This is a genomic window from Arthrobacter sp. StoSoilB19, assembly GCF_019977275.1.
Taxonomy (GTDB): domain Bacteria; phylum Actinomycetota; class Actinomycetes; order Actinomycetales; family Micrococcaceae; genus Arthrobacter.
Window position 1 is genome coordinate 672,588 of record NZ_AP024650.1, and the last position, 21,635, is coordinate 694,222.

The 21,635-nt window shown below is 66.2% G+C and carries 20 protein-coding genes and 1 tRNA gene; 18 read left to right on the top strand and 3 right to left on the bottom strand.

Annotated features, from left to right (window positions below):
* Position 1 precedes the first annotated feature (1 nt).
* From LDO86_RS03250 to LDO86_RS03300, 11 genes are all read left to right on the top strand, one after another.
* Entirely contained in the window at positions 2 to 850 is an 849-nt protein-coding gene (locus LDO86_RS03250; RefSeq protein ID WP_018772180.1) for a sugar phosphate isomerase/epimerase family protein, read from the top strand.
* Positions 847 to 2,010, top strand: coding sequence for a Gfo/Idh/MocA family oxidoreductase (locus LDO86_RS03255; protein ID WP_018772181.1), 1,164 nt, complete (start codon positions 847 to 849; stop codon positions 2,008 to 2,010). Before LDO86_RS03250 ends, LDO86_RS03255 begins: the two co-directional genes overlap by 4 nt.
* Positions 2,011 to 2,013: 3 nt before the next feature.
* A complete protein-coding gene (locus LDO86_RS03260; RefSeq protein ID WP_018772182.1) occupies positions 2,014 to 2,919 on the top strand; it encodes a sugar phosphate isomerase/epimerase family protein in 906 nt (301 codons plus the stop codon).
* A 3-nt stretch (positions 2,920 to 2,922) separates the two neighbouring features.
* The gene (uxaC, locus tag LDO86_RS03265; RefSeq protein WP_018772183.1) at positions 2,923 to 4,326 is read left to right on the top strand and encodes a glucuronate isomerase; all 1,404 of its coding nucleotides are present in this window, start codon (positions 2,923 to 2,925) and stop codon (positions 4,324 to 4,326) included.
* Between the two features lie 77 nt (positions 4,327 to 4,403).
* Positions 4,404 to 5,753: a mannitol dehydrogenase family protein gene (locus LDO86_RS03270; protein WP_018772184.1), complete on the top strand. Its 1,350-nt coding sequence runs from the start codon at positions 4,404 to 4,406 to the stop codon at positions 5,751 to 5,753.
* 198 nt (positions 5,754 to 5,951) lie between these two features.
* Positions 5,952 to 7,340, top strand: coding sequence for a glucuronide transporter (gene uidB, locus LDO86_RS03275; RefSeq protein ID WP_018772185.1), 1,389 nt, complete (start codon positions 5,952 to 5,954; stop codon positions 7,338 to 7,340).
* Positions 7,341 to 7,405: 65 nt separating this feature from the next.
* A complete protein-coding gene (gene manD, locus LDO86_RS03280) occupies positions 7,406 to 8,635 on the top strand; it encodes a D-mannonate dehydratase ManD (protein WP_144601039.1) in 1,230 nt (409 codons plus the stop codon).
* A 28-nt stretch (positions 8,636 to 8,663) separates the two neighbouring features.
* Positions 8,664 to 10,943: a gluconokinase, GntK/IdnK-type gene (locus LDO86_RS03285; RefSeq protein WP_018772249.1), complete on the top strand. Its 2,280-nt coding sequence runs from the start codon at positions 8,664 to 8,666 to the stop codon at positions 10,941 to 10,943.
* A 265-nt stretch (positions 10,944 to 11,208) separates the two neighbouring features.
* Entirely contained in the window at positions 11,209 to 11,958 is a 750-nt protein-coding gene (locus LDO86_RS03290; RefSeq protein ID WP_051081469.1) for a hypothetical protein, read from the top strand.
* A 49-nt stretch (positions 11,959 to 12,007) separates the two neighbouring features.
* Entirely contained in the window at positions 12,008 to 12,544 is a 537-nt protein-coding gene (locus LDO86_RS03295; protein WP_026266221.1) for a GNAT family N-acetyltransferase, read from the top strand.
* A 176-nt stretch (positions 12,545 to 12,720) separates the two neighbouring features.
* Positions 12,721 to 13,755 carry a zinc-binding dehydrogenase gene (locus LDO86_RS03300; protein WP_018772246.1) on the top strand — a complete coding sequence of 345 codons (1,035 nt, stop codon included), beginning with the start codon at positions 12,721 to 12,723 and terminating at the stop codon, positions 13,753 to 13,755.
* Positions 13,756 to 13,844: 89 nt separating this feature from the next.
* Here the strand turns inward: LDO86_RS03300 and LDO86_RS03305 are convergent.
* Positions 13,845 to 13,934 (bottom strand) — tRNA-Ser (locus tag LDO86_RS03305).
* A 150-nt stretch (positions 13,935 to 14,084) separates the two neighbouring features.
* Between LDO86_RS03305 and LDO86_RS03310 the strand changes: the two genes are divergently transcribed.
* The 4 genes from LDO86_RS03310 to LDO86_RS03325 all read left to right on the top strand — a co-directional run bounded on the left by LDO86_RS03310 (position 14,085) and on the right by LDO86_RS03325 (position 18,336).
* The gene (locus tag LDO86_RS03310) at positions 14,085 to 15,599 is read left to right on the top strand and encodes an HNH endonuclease signature motif containing protein (protein WP_224084269.1); all 1,515 of its coding nucleotides are present in this window, start codon (positions 14,085 to 14,087) and stop codon (positions 15,597 to 15,599) included.
* Positions 15,600 to 15,791: 192 nt separating this feature from the next.
* On the top strand, positions 15,792 to 16,832 hold the full coding sequence (locus LDO86_RS03315) for a zinc-binding alcohol dehydrogenase (protein ID WP_018771246.1): 1,041 nt from the start codon (positions 15,792 to 15,794) through the stop codon (positions 16,830 to 16,832).
* A 2-nt stretch (positions 16,833 to 16,834) separates the two neighbouring features.
* On the top strand, positions 16,835 to 17,230 hold the full coding sequence (locus tag LDO86_RS03320) for a 6-carboxytetrahydropterin synthase (protein WP_018771245.1): 396 nt from the start codon (positions 16,835 to 16,837) through the stop codon (positions 17,228 to 17,230).
* Between the two features lie 2 nt (positions 17,231 to 17,232).
* On the top strand, positions 17,233 to 18,336 hold the full coding sequence (locus tag LDO86_RS03325) for a glycosyltransferase family 4 protein (RefSeq protein ID WP_018771244.1): 1,104 nt from the start codon (positions 17,233 to 17,235) through the stop codon (positions 18,334 to 18,336).
* On the opposite strand, the gene LDO86_RS03330 is transcribed toward LDO86_RS03325, so the two are convergent.
* Entirely contained in the window at positions 18,333 to 18,839 is a 507-nt protein-coding gene (locus tag LDO86_RS03330; protein ID WP_018771243.1) for a nucleoside deaminase, read from the bottom strand. The genes LDO86_RS03325 and LDO86_RS03330 overlap by 4 nt on opposite strands.
* Positions 18,840 to 18,894: 55 nt before the next feature.
* Here LDO86_RS03330 and LDO86_RS03335 point away from each other — a divergent pair, with 55 nt between their 5' ends.
* The 3 genes from LDO86_RS03335 to LDO86_RS03345 all read left to right on the top strand — a co-directional run bounded on the left by LDO86_RS03335 (position 18,895) and on the right by LDO86_RS03345 (position 20,833).
* Entirely contained in the window at positions 18,895 to 19,698 is an 804-nt protein-coding gene (locus LDO86_RS03335) for a phosphatase PAP2 family protein (RefSeq protein WP_043425400.1), read from the top strand.
* A 12-nt stretch (positions 19,699 to 19,710) separates the two neighbouring features.
* A complete protein-coding gene (gene upp, locus LDO86_RS03340; RefSeq protein ID WP_018771241.1) occupies positions 19,711 to 20,346 on the top strand; it encodes a uracil phosphoribosyltransferase in 636 nt (211 codons plus the stop codon).
* A 61-nt stretch (positions 20,347 to 20,407) separates the two neighbouring features.
* Positions 20,408 to 20,833: a VOC family protein gene (locus LDO86_RS03345; protein WP_018771240.1), complete on the top strand. Its 426-nt coding sequence runs from the start codon at positions 20,408 to 20,410 to the stop codon at positions 20,831 to 20,833.
* Between the two features lie 87 nt (positions 20,834 to 20,920).
* Here the strand turns inward: LDO86_RS03345 and LDO86_RS03350 are convergent, their stop codons facing one another.
* Positions 20,921 to 21,634 carry a hypothetical protein gene (locus tag LDO86_RS03350; protein WP_018771239.1) on the bottom strand — a complete coding sequence of 238 codons (714 nt, stop codon included), beginning with the start codon at positions 21,632 to 21,634 and terminating at the stop codon, positions 20,921 to 20,923.
* Position 21,635: the final 1 nt, after the last annotated feature.

The following is a 21,635-nucleotide window of genomic DNA, read 5'->3' on the forward strand; positions in this document are numbered from 1 at the left end:
CATGGTTTCGACCACCCAGGTCACGTGGCAGCTGTCAGGCTTCGGCGACGAAATCGACGACGACCCAGCGGTCCAGATAGCAGTGCTGCAGGCCCTCGGCGCCAACCACATTGAAGTCCGCAGCGCCTGGGGCACCAACATCGTGGACCTGAGCGATGAACAGCTCCAGTCCCTGGCGTCCCTGCTGGCGGAGAAGGGCATGAAGGTCTCCGCCGTCGCTTCCCCCATTGGCAAGGTGGACGTCAGCCTGCCGGTGGAGCACGAGGTGGAACGGCTGCGCCGGGCGGTCAACGCCGCCAAGGTCCTGGACGCCAGGTACATCCGCATCTTCTCCTTCTACTACGGCGAGTCCGTGCAGGTCGAGTCCATCCGCGATGCCGTCATCGAACGCATGCGGGCGCTCGCCGATGTGGCTGCGGAAGCGGGCGTGATCCTGCTGCACGAGAACGAGAAAGACATTTTCGGTGACGTACCAGACCGCGTCCTGGACATCATCGAAACCGTCAACTCGCCCGCGCTGAAGGTGGCATGGGATGCCGCGAACTTCGTCCAGGTGGGGGTCAAGCCCTTCGATGAGGGATACGCCAAACTGCGTCCGCACCTTGAGTACCTGCAGGTCAAGGACGCACTGTTTGAAAACGGCCACGTGGTGCCGGCAGGTGAAGGCGACGGGGATGTGCTCCGCACCGTGGAGGCCCTGAAGGCAGACGGGTACCAGGGCTTCGCCTCCCTGGAGCCGCACCTCGCCGGTGCCCACGGACTGGGCGGTTTCTCCGGCCCCACCGCGTTCGGCATCGCAGCACGCGCCTTTGCAAAAGTCACCGCAGAAGCAGGAGTCCAGACCGCATGAGCACCCTTAACGTAGCCATCACCGGATGCGGCGTCATCGGGCGCACCCACGCCGTAGCCCTCGAGGCATTTCCGGAAGCCCGGATCGTGGCACTGGTGGATGCCATCCCGGCCGCCGCCGAGGCCCTGGCGGACTTTATCGAACAGCGCGGCGGCCAGAGGCCGGCGCTCTACAGCACACAGACGGAGGCCTTTGCGGCTGAGGACATCGATCTTGTGGCCCTGGCCACCCCCAGCGGCCTCCACATCCAGCAGGGCCTGGAAGTCCTGGCCGCCGGTAAGCACGTGGTGATCGAAAAGCCACTCGACGTTGACCTCACCCGGGCCCAGGAAATCGAAGCCGCAGCCAAGGAAGCGGCCAGCAAGGGGATTGTTGCCTCGGTGATCAGCCAGCACCGGTTTGACCAGTCAAGCGTCGCCGTTGCCGACGCTGTGGCCAAAGGACGTTTCGGGCGGCTGACGTCCGCCATCGCTTCCGTGGCTTGGTGGCGCAGCCAGGGGTACTACGACTCCGGCGACTGGCGCGGCACCTGGGCCATGGACGGCGGCGGTGCGCTGATGAACCAGGGCGTCCACACGGTGGACCTGCTGCTGTGGTTCATGGGACGCCCCGTTGAGATCCATGCGCACACCGCCAGGCTTGCGCACGAACGCATCGAGGTGGAAGACACCGCCGTTGCCACCATCACCTTCGAAAACGGCGGCCTGGCCGTCCTGCACGCCACCACCGCTGCCTACCCGGGGCTGACCGTACGCGTCCAGCTCATGGGGTCCGAGGGCTCGGCGGTGGTGGACAACGACCGGCTGCAGTACTTCCACAGCAAGGACGCGGGCGGCGAGTCCGCGGACATGGGCCTTCAGGGCGGGGGCAACCAGGCGGAACAGGAACTGGCCAAATACCCCGAGGAGGACTACAAGGCCGCGGACCCCACCGTGTATCCGGCCGGCCACGTCCGGCAGTACCGGGACATCCTGGGCGCCATCGCCGGTGGGCGGCAGGCCGGCGTCACCGTCAGCGACGCCGTCAACGCACTCGCCGCGGTGCGTTCCGTCTACGTTTCGGCCACGCTTGGCCAGCCCGTCCTCTTCGACGATGTCCTGGCCGGCAAGTACAACGACCTCGAAGTCCGCACCGGCGGCACTTCGGCAGAAAGCGCCTGAGCCATGAAGTTTTCAGTATTTACCGCATCAACCCCCGAATGGACCCCCGACGAAGCAGTGCAGCACCTGGCCCGGCAGGGCTGGGATGGCATTGAGTGGCGGATCACCGACCAGGCCGACGCTGCCGAGCCGGGCTTCTGGGCCGGCAACAAGGCCACCGTCCCGCTCACCGGCATGGAGGACCAGCTGGACCGGATTGCCGCCCTCACATCCGGCGCGGGCCTGGAATTCTCCGGCATCGGGGGATATGCACGGTGCGACAACCATGCGGACGTTGACCGGATGCTGGCCGCCACTGCCAGGCTCGGCGCCGGGCAGGTCCGGGTGACCACCCCTCCGTTGGGAACGGCCGTCTGGGGGAACGAACCGGCCAGCGGTACCCCGTACCCTGAGCTGTTTGCCGGTGCCCGCCGTGACTTCGAGTGGATCGCCGAACGGGCTGCCCACCACGGCGTGAAGGCACTCGTGGAACTGCACCACCGCACCATCACCGCTTCGGCCTCGTCCGCGCTGCGGCTGCTGGACGGACTCGATCCGCGGCACGTGGGAGTCATCCATGACCTCGGCAACCTGCTGATCGAAGGCCAGGAGGACTACCTCCCCGCGTTCCAGCTCCTGGGCGACTACCTGGCCCACGTGCACGTCAAAAACGCCGTCTGGGTCAACAGCGGCAATACCGACGACTCCGGTGCCGCCATCTTCCGGAACGAGTGGGCCCCGCTGCGTTCCGGCCAGGGCAGCGTGCTGGAGTACTTCAAGGCACTAGCGGCCCATGGCTATGACGGCTGGGTGACGGTGGAGGACTTCTCCACCGAACTCCCGCTGGCTGAACGGACGGCAGATAACCTTGACTACCTCCGCTCCGCGGCCGCGCTGGCGGGACTTTCCGTCCCCGCAGGGAGGCGATGACCCGTGGGAGCGCCGATTGCGGAACACCCCGACCGGCTGCTGCCGGCTGATCCCGGTGTCCGGAGCATCGCACGGTCACTGTTCACAACTGTGGAAGGGCTGCCCATCATCTCCCCGCACGGGCACGTGGACGCTGCGGTCATCGAGCAGAATACCCCTTTCCCGGACCCGGCTGCCCTGCTGGTCACCCCGGACCACTACGTCACCCGGCTGATCCACGCCGGCGGGGTGCCCATGGACCAGCTGGGGCTGGGCAGCCAACCCGCCGCGTCACGGGAGGTCTGGCGCCACTTCTGTGCCGCCTGGCCCACCTTTGAGGGAACGGCATCCGGTTACTGGATCCGGCAGGAGTTCGCCCACGTGTTCGGCCTGGCGGAGGAACCGTCCCGGGAGAACGCGGACCGGCTTTACGACGCCCTGCAGGCCAAGCTCTCTGAGCCGGGCTTCCGGCCGCGCGAGCTGTTCAAGGAATTCAACATCGAGGTGCTGGCCACCACGGATGATCCCCTGGACTCACTGGACAGCCACGCCGCGCTGCACGCGGACCCATCCTTTGCCGGGCGTGTCCTGCCCACCTTCCGCCCCGACCAGTACCTGAACATGGCGCACCCGGCCTGGCGGGACAACGTGGACCGCCTGATCGCTTCGGCGGGGGATGGCGCTTCGGGTTACGCCGGGTACATCAAGGCGCTTGAGGCCCGGCGCAGGCATTTCGTGGAGCGGGGCGCCGTCTCGGCCGACCACGGCGTTTTCACTCCTGCCACCCTGAAGCTGGACGACGCCGAGGCGGAGCGGCTTTTTGAGCGCGGGCGCAACGGCCAGGCGGATGCAGCTGACAGGGAAGCCTTCGAAGCGCACATGATCTACCAGATGGCGCGGATGTCCGTGGAGGACGGCCTGGTGATGACCGTCCACCCCGGATCCTTCCGCAACCACCATGCCCCCACGTTCGAGGCGTTCGGGGCGGATACCGGCCACGATATTCCTGTGGCGGTCAACTACACCGAGGCCATCCGGCCCCTGCTGCAGGATTTCGGGACCGCCAAGGACTTCCACCTGGTCCTCTTCACGCTCGACGAGACGGTGTTCTCCCGGGAACTTGCCCCGTTGGCCGGGTTCTACCCGTCGGTGTACCTGGGAGCGCCGTGGTGGTTCCTGGATGCGCCGGACGCCATGCTCCGTTTCCGGTCTGCCGTGACGGAGACGGCGGGCTTCTCCCGGTCCTCCGGCTTCATCGATGACACCCGGGCCTTTTGCTCCATCCCGGCCCGCCATGACACGGCCCGGCGGATCGAAGCCTCCTTCCTGGCGCGGCTCGTGGCCGAGCACCGGGTCACCGAAGAGCGGGCGCACGAACTGATCGTGGACATCGTGGACGCCTCACCCCGCCGGGTGTTCAAGCTGTGAGTGCCCCCTTTACGACCCCTCCGTCGGCCACGCCGCCCACTGCGGAGCTTCCGCGGCTGAACCGGACGCTCCGTCAGGTGCCCAAGGCGCCGGTCCGCATTGTCCACCTGGGGCTGGGCGCCTTCCACCGCTCGCACCAGGCCTGGTACACCCAACAGGCATCAGATTCCGCCGGCTGGGGGATCGCCGCCTTCACTGGCCGCCGGCCGGATGCGGCCCTTGCCCTGGCTGAACAGGATGGTCTCTACACGCTGGTGGAACGCGCAGACGAGGGGGACTCCTTTACTGTCATGGGCAGCATCGTGGAGGCCCTGGACGGTGCGGACATCGAGCGGCTTGCCGCCCTCGTGGCTGCACCGGAGACCGCCCTGGTAACGCTGACCATCACCGAGGCCGCCTACGGGTTGGGTGCGGACGGCAAGCTGGACACCAAGGCGCCCGACGTCGCCGCCGACCTTGCGCTGCTGGGTTCCGGCAGCGGACGGCCCACCACGCCGTTGGGACGGCTGGTGCTTGCGCTCGCCGCCCGCCGGGAAGCCGGTTCCGGGCCGATCGCGATTGTCTGCTGCGACAACCTGTCCAACAACGGCACGGTGGCACGGCAGGCAGTGGCGGGGTTTGCCGGGGCCTGGGATTCCGAATTCGCCGCGTGGGTCACGGGCAATGTCAGCTTCGTGAGCACATCCGTGGACCGGATCACGCCCAGGACCACGGAAGGGGACCTCGCCGTCGTCCGGGAAGCCTGCGGTTACGTGGACAATTCCCCGGTGGTGGCTGAACCCTTTTCAAGCTGGGTGCTCAGCGGGGACTTCCCCGCGGGCCGCCCGCGATGGGAGGACGCAGGTGCCCTGTTCGTCCAGGACATCGAACCCTACGAGAACCGGAAACTGTGGCTGCTGAACGGCGCACACTCACTGCTGGCTTATGCGGGCCAGTTGCGGGGTCATGCGACCGTCGCGGAGGCATTGGCCGACCCCTGGTGCAGGCGGGCAGTGGAGGCTTTCTGGGACGAAGCAGAAACGAACCTTGCCGGCCCCGCCGACCTGCGGATACCCGAGTATCGGCAGGCTCTCCTGGCCCGTTTCAGCAACGCGAGGATCGCCCATAACCTGGCCCAGATTGCCATGGACGGCAGTACCAAACTTCGGATGCGCGCTGTCCCGGTGCTGCAGGCTGAACGCGCCGCCGGACGGTCCGGTGCCGCGGCGGCGCTGATGATTGCCGCATGGATGGACTACAGTGCCACCGCGTCCCCGTTCCACGACCCTCTGGAGCAGGCCGTGACTGCCGCCAACCGGCTGCCAGGCACTGAGCGAACCAAGGCGCTGCTGGCAGTTGTCGACCCTGCCTTGGCAGGGGATGCCGGTGTGGTGGGACTGGTGGAAAGCCTGTGCGGCACCGCTGCCGGGCGTTCCGCTTCCGAATAATCATGAGTCAAATCTGCCCGGCACGTGCGCGTGCCGGGCAGATTTTGTGTGAAACGAAATTATGGCAATTTTTGGCAACCGGTTGCCACTGGGTTTGCCGTTTCGTTAGTATTACTGCCGGAGCAACACCCGGCGCGCCCACGCGGCCCGCACTTCTTCTCTTGGCCACCACCGCAATGACGCGTTAGGACTCTCAGAATGAACAGGCTGACCAAGCTCAGCATCCTCGGCTATGGCGCGGGGGATCTTGCCAACAATCTTGCATTCACCCTCTCCACTACCTACCTCCTGCTGTACTACACGGACGTCGCCGGTATCTCAGCGGCGGCAGCAGGCACCCTCTTCCTCCTGGTGCGCGTCTTTGATGCTTTTGCGGACATCTTCGCGGGCCGGATCGTTGACCGCACCTTCCACAGGAAGCTGGGCAAGTTCCGCCCCTTCATCCTCTTCGGTGGCCTTCCTCTGCTGATCATGAGTGCTCTGACCTTCTCCGTCCCGGCGGACTGGAGCCATGACGGCAAGCTTGCGTATGCCTACCTGACCTACGCCGGCCTGGGCCTGGCATACTCCATGGTCAATATCCCGTACGGCTCGCTGGCCGGCGCCATGACGCAGCAGCCGGCGGAGCGTGCCAAACTGGGCGCTGCCCGCTCCTGCGGTTCACTCGTTGTGGGTTCCGGCCTGCTGTTCTTCATCACGCCGCTCACCAAACAGGGTGCCGCGCAGCTGCAGCCACTCTTCACCACGCTGACCATTGCCTTCGTGGTGGTGGGCATGGCGCTCTACCTGCTGACCGTCTTCACTACCCGGGAAGTGGTCCACCGCGAGGTTCCCAAGGTGACCTTCAAGCAGTCCCTGGCCACCCTGAAGGGCAACCGTCCACTGCTCATGCTCTGCATTTCATCCCTGCTGATGCTTACCGCCAGCACGGGGCTGTCCACCATCCAGGTCTACTACCTGCGGGACGTGCTGCAGAATGTCAGCCTTGCCCAGCCCATGGCCGTCATCAACGTGGTCCTGGCCGTGGTGGTCATCGTGCTCACGCCGGCCATGGTCCGGCGCTGGGGGAAGAAGGCCCTGTACCTGGCAGCCGGAGGCCTGGTGGTGCTCGGTTCGCTGGTGGTCATGCTGGCCCCGCACTCGTTGACCTACCTGGCCTTCACCGGGCTCGTCATCAGCCTCCTGGGCGTGCAGATGATGAACATCGTGGTGTGGGCACTGGAGGCGGACACTGTGGAGTATGGCGAAGCACGTACGGGTGTCCGAACCGAAGGCATCATCTACTCCCTCTTCTCCTTCACCCGGAAGATGGGCCAGGCGCTGGGCGGAGCCGTCATGGCCTACGCCATTGCCAGCGCCGGCTACGTCCGGTCGGACAGCGGCCAAAGCGAGGCCACCATCCAAGGGCTGCAGCTTGCCGCAGGACTGGTGCCCCTGGTCCTCTGTGGGCTGGGCATGGCCATCATGAAGTTCTACAGGCTCACTGACACTGCCCACGCGGAAATCGTCGCCGAGATCAAAGCCCGCCAGGCTGTAGCCGCCGCCGGTACAAGCCGGCAGGCCGCCACCCACGCGGAACTCCACTAACCACCGAAAACACTCCTTCACGCCACAACGCCCCCTCCGACCGACCGTCTCCGAAAGGACCAGCTGTGAAAATCATTGCCGCGGAAGTGTTCGTTACCAGCCCCACCCGAAACTTCGTGACCCTCCGGATCACCACGGACGAGGGCGTGACGGGCATTGGTGATGCCACCCTGAACGGCCGCGAGCTGGCTGTGGCCGCCTACCTGAAGGAGCATGTGGCGCAGTTGCTCATTGGCAAGGATCCGCACCGGATTGAGGATACGTGGCAGTTCCTGTACCGGAGTGCGTATTGGCGGCGGGGTCCGGTGACGATGGCGGCGATCGCTGCGGTGGATATGGCGTTGTGGGATATCAAGGGCAAGGTGGCCGGGTTGCCGGTGTACCAGTTGCTGGGTGGTGCGTCGCGGAACGGGTTGCGGGCGTATGGGCATGCTTCGGGTGCGGATATTGAGTCGTTGTTTGATTCGGTGCGGGAGCATCTGGAGTTGGGGTACAAGTCGATCCGGATCCAGACGGCGATCCCGGGGATCAAGGCCGTGTATGGGGTGGCGGCGCAGGCGCAGGCGTCGGGGGAGCGGTATGACTATGAGCCTGCCGGGCGGGGTGCGTTCCCGCAGGAGGAGGACTGGGATACCCGGGCGTACCTGCGGCACCTGCCCACGGTGTTTGAGGCGGTCCGGAACGAGTTTGGGCCGGAGTTGCCGTTGCTGCATGACGGGCATCACCGGATGACGCCGATCCAGGCGGCGAAGCTGGGCAAGGCGTTGGAGCCGTATGACTTGTTCTGGTTGGAGGACTGCACGCCGGCGGAGAACCAGGAGGGGCTGCGCCTGGTGCGGCAGCACACCACCACGCCGTTGGCGATCGGGGAGATCTTCAATACGGTGTTTGACTTCCAGACGCTGATCAAGGAGCAGTTGATTGATTATGTGCGGGCGGCGTCCACGCATTTCGGTGGGATCAGTCCGTTGAAGAAGGTGATGGATTTCGCGGCGCAGTACCAGATCAAGTCCGGTTTCCACGGTCCGACCGATATTTCCCCGGTGGGCTTCGCGGCGCAGCTGCACGTGGGGTTGGCGATCCATAACTACGGGATCCAGGAGTACATGCAGCACTCGGCCAAGACCAACGAGGTCTTCGAGCAGTCCATGACGTTCGTGGACGGGTACCTGCACCCGGGCGACAAACCGGGCATCGGCGTCGAATTCAACGAAGAAGCCGCCGCGGCCTACCCCTACCAGCAGGCCTACCTGCCCTACAACCGCCTCGTCGACGGCACCGTCCACGACTGGTGAGACCGCCACGACTGGCAAGGACCAAACAATGATCAAACATCGCATTATCGTCATGGGCGTCTCCGGCTGCGGCAAGACCACCATCGGTGACCTCGTCGCCCGCGAACTGGGCGTCCCGTTCGTTGACGGCGATTCCCTCCACCCCGTGGAGAACGTCGCGAAAATGGCTGCGGGCACACCGCTGACGGACGAGGACCGCTGGCCATGGCTCGCAACGGTGGGCAGCAAGCTGGCGGCTGCGGGCGACGGTGGGCTGGTCCTGGCGTGTTCTGCCCTGCGCCGAAGCTACCGGGACGCCATCCGGGAACAGGCCCCGGACACCGTCTTCCTGCACCTGGACGGCAGTAAGGAGGTTCTGAAGGCGCGGACCGAGGGACGGACCGGGCACTTCATGCCTCCCGCGCTGCTGGAATCCCAACTCGCCACACTGGAACCTCTGCAGGAAGACGAGCGCGGCGTGGTGGTTGACATCGCCGCACCCGTTCAGGACGTGGTGGCGGAGGCACTCAAGGGGATTGCCGCCGTCGTACCTCCTGCCAAGGGGGCCGCGGGCACCAGGCCGCGCCAGTTCGACGTCGACCTTGCGGCAGCGCCATTCATGCTCGACGCCGGCGCGATCGCCTGGGTGGAAGGCACCATTGGTGCCATGACGCTCGAGGAAAAGATCGGGCAGCTGTTCATCAACCACAACAACGACTACTCGCCCGGATACCTCGACGGGGTGCTGGAAAACTACCACGTGGGCGGCATGCGGTACCGGCCCGGCCCGTCCGCCGCCGTCCAGGAACATATCCGCTACGCGCAGTCCAAGTCCCGGATTCCCTTGCTGATTGCCTCCAACCCGGAGATGGGCGGGGCCGGCAGCTGCGACGACGGCACGTTCGTATCCACGCACCTGCAGGCAGGCTCGCACCCGGACAGGAACATCGCCCGGCAGATGGGGCAGGTGGCAGGCGTGGAGACGGCTGCCCTGGGCTGCAATTGGGCCTTCGCGCCGATCGTGGACATCCACTACAACTGGCGGAACACCGTCATTTCCACACGGTCCTTCGGCAATACCCCGGAGGTGGTGGTGGAGCGCGCCAAGGAGTACTTCGACGGCATCAGCGAATCACCCACTGCCTGCGCCATGAAGCACTTCCCGGGCGACGGCATCGACGAGCGGGACCAGCATGTGGTCACGTCCTACAACACCCTCGGGTACGAGGAATGGAACCGGACCTACGGGCACGTGTACCGGGAGATGATTGCGCACGGCGTGCAGTCCATCATGGTGGGCCATATTGGGGCGCCGGAGGTCTCGCGGCATTTCCGGCCGGGTCTTCCTGATGCCGGGATCCTGCCGGCCACGTTGTCCCCGGAACTGCTGCAGGACCTGCTGCGCGGCGAACTGGGCTTCAATGGCCTGGTCCTCACCGACGCCTCGCAGATGGTGGGCCTGACGCAGGCAATGAAGCGGAAGGACCTGGTTCCGGCAACGATTGCGGCCGGCTGCGACATGTTCCTGTTCTTCCGAAACCCCGCCGAGGACTTCCAGTACATGCTGGACGGATACAAGTCCGGGGTCATCACCGAGCAGCGGCTGCACGACGCCCTGCGGCGGATCCTCGGACTGAAGGCATCCTTGGGGCTGCACCTGAAATCCGCTGACCAGTTGGTGCCGCCGGCCGAGGCGCTGGCCGTGATCGGCAGTCAGCCGCACCGGGCGATTGCGGCCGAGATCGCCGACAAGACCGTCACACTGGTCAAGGACACGGCAGGGAACCTGCCCATCACCCCCGGGACTCATCCGCGGATCCGGTTGTACGGCATTTCCGGCGGCGCCGACTTCACGCGGGCAGATCCGCTGGCCTACCTGGACGTGGTGAAGGAGGAACTGGAGGCCGCCGGCTTCGAAGTGTTCTTGTACCGGACGGCTGAACAGCGCGAGGCGGCGGGGGAGACCGGGGTGAACTTCATGTCCGTCATCTCCGAGGAAGCCACCGGGGACTACGCGGAAAAGTACGACGCCGCATTTGTCTTTGCCAACGTCAAGGGCTTCGCCCAGGAGGCCGCCATCCGGATCAAGTGGTCCTCGCCGATGGCCGCGGAGATCCCGTGGTACGTCACGGAGGTGCCCACGGTGTTCGTGTCCCTCAACCAGCCGAACCACCTGATTGACGTGCCCATGGTGAAGACGGCAATCCACGCGCATGCCGGGACTCGGGAAGCCATCCGTGCCGCGGTAGAGAAGATCCAGGGCAAGTCCGCGTTCCAGGGAACGTTCAACGAGAACGTATTTTGCGGCTCGTTCGACACCCGGCTTTGAGCAGGTACTGAAGAAGGAGGCGCCGCCGCAACAGCGGTGGCGCCTCCTTCATGCCCGGAAGGCCAGGGCTGGGTTCCGGGACACCGCCACGTTCTTCGCACTGCCTGATGACTTCTTGATGGGTGGTTGCCAGGCAGTTGCCTGCCTGGGACGTCAGTCGTTGCAGGGCGGCCGCAAAGGGGGGCCTTGGACTCTGTGGCGGCCAGATGATGGTTTGTAGGCTGCAAGGCATCGCGGAACCACCTCAACCAAAGGGAGGCGTGCCATGAGCAGCACGGCGTCGGATGTCCTGGCCTTCATTCGGCCGAAGACAGGCACGAATCATTCATCCACCCCTTCCCGCCGCCGGCTTTCCGGATTCCTTGGTGCTGCGGCCGCTGCCGGGTTTCTCACGCACGCCCTCGTGCCGCGTGCCCTGGGGACATGGGGAACCACGGAGCCCGAAAGAACAATGCCCCTTCCCGGGGACGAATTGATTCCCGATCCCGAGGACATCCAGACCATGGCGGTCACTGTCTCCGCCCGTCCCGACCAAGTGTGGCCCTGGATAGTGCAAATGGGTGTGGACCGGGCGGGGCTGTATTCCTACACGGCGGTGGAGAACGGATTGCTGCACCTGGGTGTCACGAACGCGGACCGCATTCATCCGGAGTGGCAGGACCTGCAGGTGGGGGACATCATCGCCTTCACGCCGGAAGGTTACCCGGGCGGCCGGCGCGGGCCGCGCGTGGTGGAGCTGGAGGAGGGCCGCCACCTTGTTCTGGACTCAAGCCCTGGTGCCCCGCCCGGAAAAGTGACAGGAACCTGGCAGTTCGTCCTCCACGATGCCGGTGCTGCCGGTACCAGGTTGCTGCTCAGGACGCGCACGGGCCCGGGACGCCCTGCCGGGCTTCGTGTGACGGACTTCCTTCTTCGGCCCGGCTACCTGGTCATGGACCGCGCCATGCTCCTGGGCATCAAAAAGCGCGTCGAGACGGAATCGCAGGGGCGTCCGCCGTTGTCGACCCCGCAGTGACGCCGTCCTGGACGTGGGCGCCTATATGGGCTCGGCGTAGTGTGAAGCAGTGGACTTTTCCTGTGTGATTGCCGAAGGTGTTGTACTCCGTCCCGTCCGGGCGTCGGACGCGGAGGCGCTGGCAGCGGCGTTTCAGGAGAACCGGTCATATCTCGCCCCGTGGGAGCCTGTCCGGCCTGAGGAGTTCTACACCGTCCAGGGCCAGCGGGACGTGGTTGAGCGGCGGCTTGTTGAACTCGATTCGGGCACGGCACTTCCCATGGTGCTGGCACAACATGACGGTATCGTCGGGCTGCTGACCCTCAGCTCAATCGTGCGTGGCGCATTCCAGAACGCGCACGTTGGTTACTGGATTTCCCGCAAAGCCCAAGGGAAAGGGCTTATGACGGCGGCAGTAGCGGCGGCCGTCAATATTTCACAGGCTGCATTGGGACTTCACCGACTCGAGGCAGCAACCCTGGTGCACAACACGGCGTCGCAAAGAGTGCTGGAAAAGAATGGCTTCGTGGCCTACGGCACGGCCCCCGACTACCTCCGGATAGCCGGCAGGTGGCAGGACCACCGGATGTATCAGCGGATTCTCTAATCCTGCGGAGACCGGCAGTGACGCCAATGCTCCCGGCAGCATCCGTGGCTGGCCAGCATGTGCGGCTTCGCGGCAGGACACAGGGGAGGGATTTCGATGCACCATCGCCGCGTGCGAAGATGTCGCCGGACTCCCGGCTGAACAGGACGGGACGAATTCGATGCCTGGAGGACACTATGCGCGCGATTGTCATGAACAGCATTGCCGGGCCGCTGGCGGTTCACGAGGTCGACGCCCCGGAGGCGCCTGCCGGCGGTGTGGTGATCACCGTCGTGGCCACCGGATTATGCCGCAGTGACTGGCACGCATGGGTAGGCCACGACGACATCGCTCTGCCGCACGTTCCAGGCCATGAGTTCGCCGGCGTTGTGGCCGTGGTTGGTTCGGGTGTGACCAGATGGACGGTTGGCGACCGCGTGACCGCACCCTTTGTGGAAGGCTGCGGCGCCTGCGAATGGTGCCTCGGCGGCAACGCGCAGGTCTGCCCGGAGCAGCAGCAGCCAGGCTTCACCCATTGGGGTTCCTTTGCCGAGCAAGTTGTGATCCATGCGGCCGACACCAACCTCGTGGCAATTCCCGAAGGGGTCAGCTTCGAAGCAGCGGCCAGCCTGGGATGCCGCTTCGCCACTGCCTACCGGGCGCTCACGGGCCGGGCCCGGCTTGCGGCCGATGAATGGGTCACCATCGTCGGGGCAGGCGGTGTGGGGCTCAGCGCCGTCATGGTTGCGAAGGCGCTCGGCGGAAAGGTTGCGGCTGTCGACCGGAACCCCGCCGCCCTGGAGGTGGCCGCTTCGCTCGGCGCAGACCGCGTATTGGTCGCGGACGGCTCGGACATCCCCGCACAGGTGCATGCGATCACGGGAGGATCCCATGTCTCCATTGATGCTGTCGGCAGCGAGCAGACGTGCGCCGACGCGCTCCTGAGCCTTCGTCGCCGTGGACGGCATGTCCAGATCGGCCTCCTCCCGCCCATAGAGGGTCACCCCCGCGTGCCTATGGCGCGCGTTATTGCCTGGGAACTGGATGTGTTCGGAAGCCACGGGATGGCTGCGGCCGACTACCCGCAGATGCTCGCCCTCATCGAGTCGGGGTCACTGGAACCGCAGAAGCTCATCGAACGCGTTATCGGGCTGACCGAGGCCGCTGACATGCTCCCGCAGTTCGACACTGTCAAGGTCGCGGGCATGACGATGATCGATCCCGCGCGCTGACGCTTTGGCCGCTGAGGACATATGGCCCGGGGAAAGCAAAAGGCCCTGGTTTCCTTGATGTACAAGGGAGCCCAGGGCCTTTTCCTATATGGCGGTGACGGTGGGATTTGAACCCACGTTGGCTTTTACACCAAACAACATTTCGAGTGTTGCACCTTCGGCCGCTCGGACACGTCACCAACCTCAATAGGGTACCGGAGCATGGCCTGCATCCCCAAAACGGACGCACAGTGGGTGCCTCTTGCGGGTTTCATCCAACCCAGCGCTGCCTGGGGGATGGGCGTTGGAGCAGGATCATAATTGTCGGACCCCCTTGCCATGATGGGTTTATGGGGAAAGCGGCGGTGGTGAGGGCGTTCGAGGAGATCCGTGCTGCCCTTGCTGTGCTTCAGGCTGAGGTGGACGGGGCGGGTCTGGAGGCGTTCTCGGATGCTGATGCGGTTTCTGATCCGCTGGCCGGTCTGGCCGATGGCTGCCTGGAGATTCTTGCCGGGGCCCGGGAGGTCGAGGCGCGGGTTGCGGGGTTGAAGGCGAAGGCTGCGGTGGCGTACGCGGAGGCTGCGCATGCTGTGGCGGGGCCGGACGTGCCGGTGGTGGCGCAGGAGATGGCGGTCGCGGCGGAGATCGGGTGCGTGCTGGCCCTGGGTCCGCGGGCGGCGGCGTCGTTCCTGGCCACGTCCCACGCCCTGACCAGCAGCTTGCCGCGGACTTTGGAGGCGTTGCAGTCCGGGACCCTGTCGTGGCAGCACGCGATAGTGCTGGCCGACGAAACGGCGAGCCTTGATGCGGCGGGGGCGGCGGCGTTGGAGGCGCATTTCCTGGACCCTGAAGCACAGGATGCCGCCCGGGGCTGCCCGGTTGGGGAGCTGCCGGCGCACCGGTTCCGGGTCAAGGCCCGGACCTGGCGGGAACGCCACCACGCCGAATCGATCGAGAAGCGGCACGCCAGGGGTCTGGCGGAGCGGCGGGTGGAGTTCCGGCCGGACCGGGACGGGATGGCGTGGCTGGGCGCGTACCTGCCCGCGGACCAGGCCATGTCCGGGTGGAACCGGCTCACCGCTGCCGCACGGGGCCTGCAGGGGCCGGGCGAGGACAGGACCATGCCCCAGCTGCGCGCTGACAGTTTCACCGCAGCGATCCTCGGCAGCGGCAACACCCGGGGCGGCAGCACCAGTCTCACCAGTGCCAGTGGCAGTGCCAGTGCCACTGCCGGCGTCTTGGCTGCTGCCGGGCCGGGCGCCGGTGCCGGTGGCACTGACGGCGCCGGGCCGGGACGCTTGCCATCGGTCCGCGCCGAGGTGCTGGTTACGGTTCCGGTGTTCGCGCTGATGGGTTTGACGGATGAACCGGCGATGCTGGACGGGTATGGTCCGGTGCCGGCGTCGATGGCGCGGCGACTGGTCGCGGACGGGGCGGGCTCGTTCTACCGGGTGTTGGTGGACCCGCGGGACGGGGCGCCGTTGGAGATTGGCCGGAAGAGTTACCGGGTTCCCAGGGCGATGCGGGCCTGGCTGCGGATGCGGGACGGGAAATGCCCGTTCCCGGGCTGCAGCAACACCTCCCTGGACACGGAGGCCGACCATCTCCTCGCCTGGCACCACGGCGGCACCACCGGAATCAGCAACCTGGGACAGCCCTGCCCGAAACACCACAGGCTCCGGCACACCACCGGCTGGAAACCCACCCCGGCCAGCACGAACGAACCACCCGGCTGGACCTCACCCACTGGCCGCCACTACACAAGCGAACACCAGGACTGGGAACCACCAAAGTGGCCGCCAGGGTTCCTGCCCGGCGAACGAAGCCTCCTCGAGGAGGCACTGCTTAAACACCTCGGCGTCTAAGCCGAAGCTGCTGCACTGCCGCGTCTTCAGTCCGGTCCGCCCGCGCAAGTTGCGGCAGGTCCACGTCCCGGCGCCACCCTCCGCACCCGCCCGCCTTGATGCCGGCACGGACGCCGCCGCGCGGCACCAAACCCCGCCATCCGCCGTCGGACTTTCCCCGCCACCGCGCGTCCGGTTAGATTCATCAGCAAGATGACAAATTCACAGACTCCGATCCACGCAACCGCTTACTGGACCACCGCCAAGGAACACGGCGAGCTCAGGGCCGAAGAAGTGCCCGCGCCGGGGCCGGGCGAAGCTTTGGTGCGTGCCCTGTACTCCGGCATCAGCAAGGGCACCGAAATGGTGGTCCACGCCGGAGCCGTGCCGCCACGTGTCGCGGAAGAGATGCGTGCCCCACGCCAGGAGGGAACGTTCCCAGGGCCGGTGAAATTCGGCTACCTCTCGGTGGGGGTCGTGGAGGAAGGTCCTGAGGAGTGGAAGGGCCGGCGCGTCTTTTGCCTGAATCCGCATCAGGACCTCTATGTGGTGCCGGTGACCTCTCTAACCAGGGTTCCCGACGGCGTTCCATCCCGGCGGGCGGTCCTCACCGGCACGGTGGAAACCGCAGTCAACGCCCTGTGGGAAGCCGGGCCTCGGCTGGGCGACCGGATTGCCGTTGTCGGAGCCGGCCTGGTGGGCGGCATGGTGGCTACGCTGCTGCGCACCTTCCCGTTGCAGCGCCTGCAGTTGGTGGACCTCGATCCGGGCAGGAAAAAGCTCGCGGACACCCTGGGCGTGGACTTCGCACACCCCGATGACGCCCTGGCGGACTGCGACATCGTGTTCCACTGCTCGGCCTCGCAGGAAGGCCTGGAGCGCAGCCTGCAGCTCGCCGGCGATGAAGGCGAAATCATCGAAATGTCCTGGTATGCCAACCGTGAGGTCACTGTGCCGCTGGGGGAGGACTTCCACGCCAGACGGCTGTCCATCAGGGCGAGCCAGGTGGGCATGGTGGCGCGTTCCCGGCGCCACAGGCGCACCAACGCGGACCGCCTGGACCTGGCCGTATCGCTGCTCAAGGACCCCGTCTTCGACGCGTTCCTGACGGGATCGTCCCGGTTCGAGGACCTGCCTGGCGTGGTCCAGAGCCTGGCGGACGGCAGCCTGGAAGCCCTGTGCCACGTCGTCGAATACCCTGCCGGCAGTCCCGCGCCCAGCCCAGCCACCCACACCCCCAAAGACTTGAGGTAACAATGTTCAGCCTGACCATCCGCCGCCACTTCATGATTGCCCACAGCCTTCCCCGTGAGGCTTTCGGCCCCGCCCAGGGCCTGCACGGTGCAACCTTCGTCGCCGAGGTGGCCTTCCGCCGTCGCGCCCTGAATGCCGACGCGATCGTCCTGGACATCGGCGCCGCCGGGACCATCATCGAGGAGGTGCTCGCCGGCCTGAACTACCGCAACCTGGACGAGCACCCGGACTTCGAGGGCAAGCTCAGCACCACGGAAGCCCTCGCCGAGTACATCGCCCGGAAGGTGGCCGCAGAGATCAAGGACAACGACGACGGCCGTGAACTCGCAGGACTGGAGGTCACCCTGCGCGAGAATCCTGACGCCTGGGCCACCTTTTCCCTGGACCTCACCGCGTAGCAATGCGTCCCATCCGGCTGCTGGTTCCCGGCAATATCCGCCACAGCTCAGGCGGCAACGTCTACAACGCGCGCCTGGTTGCGGGCCTGCAGGAACGGGGCGCGGAGGTGGAGGTGGTTGCCGTGGAGGGCAACTGGCCGGACGCCGGCGCCAAGGAACGACGCCGGCTGGGCACCCTCCTCGGAGCATGGGAACCGGAGGCACACCACGGGGACGCAGTGGCCATCGTGGACGGCCTGGTGGCGGTAGGTGCCCCGGATGAACTCGAATACGCCGCGAAGGCGGGCGGGGAAACATGGGTCCTGGTGCATATGCCCGTTGAGGAAAGCTCCGGGGCTGCAGCCCTGGAACGCGAAGCGAGAGCCCTCCGTGCGGCAACCGGCGTGATCTGCACCAGCACGTCGTCTGCATCCCTCCTCCTGGAAAGGGGGCTTTCCCGGGTCACCGTTGTCCTTCCCGGCGTCAACCCCGCACCCCTGGCCCAGGGATCCAGGCCGCCGCACGTGGCGGTCATCGCCGCGCTGCTGCCCAACAAGGACCAGCTGCTGTCCGTGCATGCCCTGGCCCGGATCCAGGACCTTGAATGGACTGCGTCGTTCGTGGGCTCCGAGCAGGCGGACCCGGACTACGCACGGGAGGTCCGGGCTGCCATTACTGCCCACGGGCTCCAGCGGCGGGTTCAGCTCACCGGCGAGCTCATTGGCGAAGCCCTGGAGGCCGAATGGGCGCGGACGGACCTGACCCTGCTGGTGTCGCGGCTGGAGGCTTTCGGCATGGCCGTCACCGAATCCCTGGCCCACGGCATTCCTGTTCTGGTCCGTGCCGGGACCGGGGCGGTGGAGGCGCTTGGCATGGGCGGGCTGGGAACGGCCGACGGCGAACCCCGCCTTCCGGGGGCAGTGCTTACCCTTCCAGACGGCGGACAGGAGAGTCCCGGCCGCCTGGCCAATGCCCTGCGGGGTTGGCTGGTGGATGGAAAGACCCGGGAAAAATGGCGTTCAGCTGCGCTTGATGCGCGGACCAGGCTGCCGGGATGGAGCGAAACAGCGCAGGACGTGCTGGCCCTCCTGGAGGGACCCGGCGGACACGGGGAGCGGCAGGGCTAGAGGCTGCTCCGGTGGGCGGCGAAAAATTCGCGCAGCAGTAAAGCGCACTCTTCCCCGCGGACCCCGGGATACACCTCAACCCAGTGGTTCAGCCGGCGCTCGCGGAGGATATCGAATACCGATCCCGCAGCGCCGGCCTTCTCATCCCAGGCCCCGAACACAACCCGGGGAATCCTCGCCAGGACGATCGCGCCCGCACACATGGCGCAGGGTTCCAGGGTGACCACCAGTGTGCAGTCGGACAAGCGCCACCCGTCGCCCTGGCCGCCGCCGAGCCGTGCCCGTTCCCGCAGCCGTCCGGCCGCCTCCCTGATGGCCACCACCTCGGCGTGGGCTGTGGGGTCGCCCAGCTCCTCCCGCTGGTTGCGTCCCGAACCCAGAAGGTCGCCGTCGGGCCCTATCACTACGGCGCCGATGGGCACGTCCTCCGTGTCGAGCGCACGGCGGGCCTCCGCCAGGGCAAGGCCCATCCAGGCCTCGTGTTTCTTTTCGGGCAAGGGCATGGCTCAATGATAGTTTCGGGGTTAGTCAGGTTACTTGCCGATGCCGGGAGGCACCATGGACACTCTTCGGGACCGATTGGGTATTTGGTTCAAACCCTATGCGGCGTTGATCCTCACCATCCTTGTGGGCGGTGTGGTCATCGTGTCCCTGGCGCTGCTTGGGGCAGAGGTCTACGACGATGTGGTGGACTCCGCTGGCCTAGCCAACCTGGACAAGCCTGCCCTTGCCTTTGCCGAAGGCCTCCGCAGCCCCGGCCTTGACTCCTTTGTCACCGGTTTCACCAACATCGGCGGCGGCATCGGGATGCCCATCCTGGCCAGCATCCTCACCGCGTGGTTGACCTTCCTGAGCCGGAACTGGCGTCCGCTGGTCCTGATCGGCGGTGCAGCGGCAGCGTCCGTCACCGCCACCACGTTCGGCAAGAAGCTGGTGGGCCGTACCCGGCCCGACCATGCGGACGCCGTCCCCCCTTACGAGGATTCGCCATCCTTCCCCAGCGGACACACCCTGAACACCACCGTGGTGATCAGTCTGGTGATCTACCTCATCTGCCTTCAGTTCCACACCATGCGGGTCCGGGTTACCGCCATCACCGCCGGCTCGATCTTCATCATCGCCATGGGCCTGAGCCGGGTCTTCCTGGGCCACCACTGGCTCACGGACGTTATGGCCGGCTGGATCCTGGGCCTGGCCTGGGTGGCAATCGTTATCCTGGCCCACCGGCTGTTCCACCTGGTCCGAAGGCGCGAGCACGCAGGGGCAGCGCCGTCGTTCGACCGTCCCATCGTCCGGGACGTGGTGGCCGAGGAACTGCACGACGGCGAACACTCCGGACGCGGGAAGGGCAGCGCCGAGTGATAGTTTTGGGGGATGCGCACTCTCGTTGTTGACCACCCCCTGGTCGCCCACAAGCTCACTGTCCTGAGGGACAAGAACACGCCGTCGCCGGTCTTCCGCCAGCTGACGGAAGAGCTGGTGACCCTGCTGGCCTACGAAGCCACTCGGGAGGTCCGCACCGAGCCCGTCACCATCGAGACGCCCGTCAGCACCACCGTCGGCACCGCCTTCACCAAGCCCACCCCGCTGGTGGTTCCCATCCTGCGCGCCGGCCTGGGAATGCTGGAAGGCATGACCAAGCTGGTTCCCACCGCTGAAGTGGGTTTCCTGGGCATGGCCCGGGACGAGGAGACACTGGACATCATCACCTACGCGGAGCGCCTGCCGGAGGACCTCACCGGCCGCCAGGTTTTCGTCCTGGACCCCATGCTGGCCACGGGCGGAACCCTGCGCGAAGCCATCAAGTTCCTGTTCAAGCGCGGCGCTTCCGACGTCACCTGCATCTGCCTGCTGGCCGCCCCCGAGGGCCTGGCGCGGCTGGAGGAGGAACTGTCAGGGGCCAACGTGCACATCGTCCTGGCCTCCATCGACGAGAAGCTCAACGAGAAGTCCTACATTGTCCCCGGGCTGGGCGACGCCGGCGACCGCCTCTACGGCATCGCCGGGTAGCACTTCAACCCTGTTTGAACGGGCTCTTTCCCAACGGGTGTCCCGCCGCTAGCCTGTGCGGATGGACTGGAAACTCGAGCTTGTCTTTGTCCCCGTATCCGACGTTGACCGTGCCAAGGACTTCTACGTCAACAAAGTGGGCTTTAACGCCGACTACGACGAGCGGCCGTCGGACTCCATCCGCTTTGTGCAGTTGACGCCGCCGGGCTCGGCCTGCTCCATCTGCATCGGCGAAGGACTCGTCGACGCCCCGCCCGGCACGGGCTCCAACCTGCAGATGGTGGTCGACGACATCAATGCGGCGCATGACCAGCTCAAGAGCAACGGCGTGGATGTCAGCGATGTGGACGTCCAGGACTGGGGCCACTTTGTGTACTTCGCCGATCCGGACGGAAACAAGTGGGCTGTCCAGTACATCCCGTGGCGGAACGCCGGGCCGGGCGCTGGCGGGAACACCGGACAGGACGCCGGACCGGGCGCTGGTTAACCAAAGCGGCGGGCCGCATCATGATGATGCGGGCCGCCGCTTTGGTGCAGTTCCCCCGGCATCGCTGCCGCCGGGGGGGAGTAGTGCCTAGTACCAGTTGTGGGCCAGGTGGAAGTTCAGGGCACCACAGGGCGACTGGTAGCTCTTCTTGATGTAGTCCAGGCCCCAATTGATCTGCGTGCGGTAGTTGGTGAGGTAGTCCGCGCCGGCGCTTGCCATCTTCTCAGCGGGCAGGGACTGGACGATGCCGTATGCCCCGCTGCTGGAATTGGTGGCCGTGGTGGTCCAGTCGGACTCCTTGGTCCACAGCGTCTGCAGGCACTGCATCTGGTCCGGTCCCCAGCCAAACGCCCCCAGCTGGCTGGCGGCGTACGCTTGGGCGCCTGCAGGATCGTTAACCGCGACGGCGCGAGCCGGCTCAGGTGCGGGGGCGGGCTCAGGCGCCGGGGCCGGGGCAGGCGCTGCGGGTGCTGCCGGTGCCGCTGCGGGGGCCGGTTCCGCTGCCTGCGGTGCCACGCTGATGGCAGCGGGCGCGGGGCTTGCTGCCGGGTTGGAGCGGATCTCGCTCTTCTCGATGCTCATTTGAGCGTCGGACGCCGACGTGGAAGGGTTGGACGCGGTGGATGACACCGGAGTCATGCTGCTGGTGGCCTGTCCTGCCGCGCCTACCCCCACCAGCACCGCGCACGATGCTGCAAGGACGGCGGCGCGCTGGCCCAGGGTGGTCTTCTTGGCCTGCTGCGCGGCCCTGTGTTTAGCCTTGGCCTGCAGCAGGCGTGCTTCTGCCGTGTTTTTGGACATG

Excerpts from the sequence above, each read along its gene's own strand:
- LDO86_RS03250 (WP_018772180.1), top strand. The coding sequence starts at position 2 with ATGGTTTCGACCACCCAGGTCACGTGGCAGCTGTCAGGCTTCGGCGAC.
- LDO86_RS03255 (WP_018772181.1), top strand. The coding sequence starts at position 847 with ATGAGCACCCTTAACGTAGCCATCACCGGATGCGGCGTCATCGGGCGC.
- LDO86_RS03260 (WP_018772182.1), top strand. The coding sequence starts at position 2,014 with ATGAAGTTTTCAGTATTTACCGCATCAACCCCCGAATGGACCCCCGAC.
- uidB (WP_018772185.1), top strand. The coding sequence starts at position 5,952 with ATGAACAGGCTGACCAAGCTCAGCATCCTCGGCTATGGCGCGGGGGAT.
- LDO86_RS03285 (WP_018772249.1), top strand. The coding sequence starts at position 8,664 with ATGATCAAACATCGCATTATCGTCATGGGCGTCTCCGGCTGCGGCAAG.
- LDO86_RS03290 (WP_051081469.1), top strand. The coding sequence starts at position 11,209 with ATGAGCAGCACGGCGTCGGATGTCCTGGCCTTCATTCGGCCGAAGACA.
- LDO86_RS03300 (WP_018772246.1), top strand. The coding sequence starts at position 12,721 with ATGCGCGCGATTGTCATGAACAGCATTGCCGGGCCGCTGGCGGTTCAC.
- LDO86_RS03310 (WP_224084269.1), top strand. The coding sequence starts at position 14,085 with ATGGGGAAAGCGGCGGTGGTGAGGGCGTTCGAGGAGATCCGTGCTGCC.
- LDO86_RS03315 (WP_018771246.1), top strand. The coding sequence starts at position 15,792 with ATGACAAATTCACAGACTCCGATCCACGCAACCGCTTACTGGACCACC.
- LDO86_RS03320 (WP_018771245.1), top strand. The coding sequence starts at position 16,835 with ATGTTCAGCCTGACCATCCGCCGCCACTTCATGATTGCCCACAGCCTT.
- LDO86_RS03325 (WP_018771244.1), top strand. The coding sequence starts at position 17,233 with ATGCGTCCCATCCGGCTGCTGGTTCCCGGCAATATCCGCCACAGCTCA.
- LDO86_RS03330 (WP_018771243.1), bottom strand. The coding sequence starts at position 18,839 with ATGCCCTTGCCCGAAAAGAAACACGAGGCCTGGATGGGCCTTGCCCTG.
- LDO86_RS03335 (WP_043425400.1), top strand. The coding sequence starts at position 18,895 with ATGGACACTCTTCGGGACCGATTGGGTATTTGGTTCAAACCCTATGCG.
- upp (WP_018771241.1), top strand. The coding sequence starts at position 19,711 with ATGCGCACTCTCGTTGTTGACCACCCCCTGGTCGCCCACAAGCTCACT.
- LDO86_RS03345 (WP_018771240.1), top strand. The coding sequence starts at position 20,408 with ATGGACTGGAAACTCGAGCTTGTCTTTGTCCCCGTATCCGACGTTGAC.
- LDO86_RS03350 (WP_018771239.1), bottom strand. The coding sequence starts at position 21,634 with ATGTCCAAAAACACGGCAGAAGCACGCCTGCTGCAGGCCAAGGCTAAA.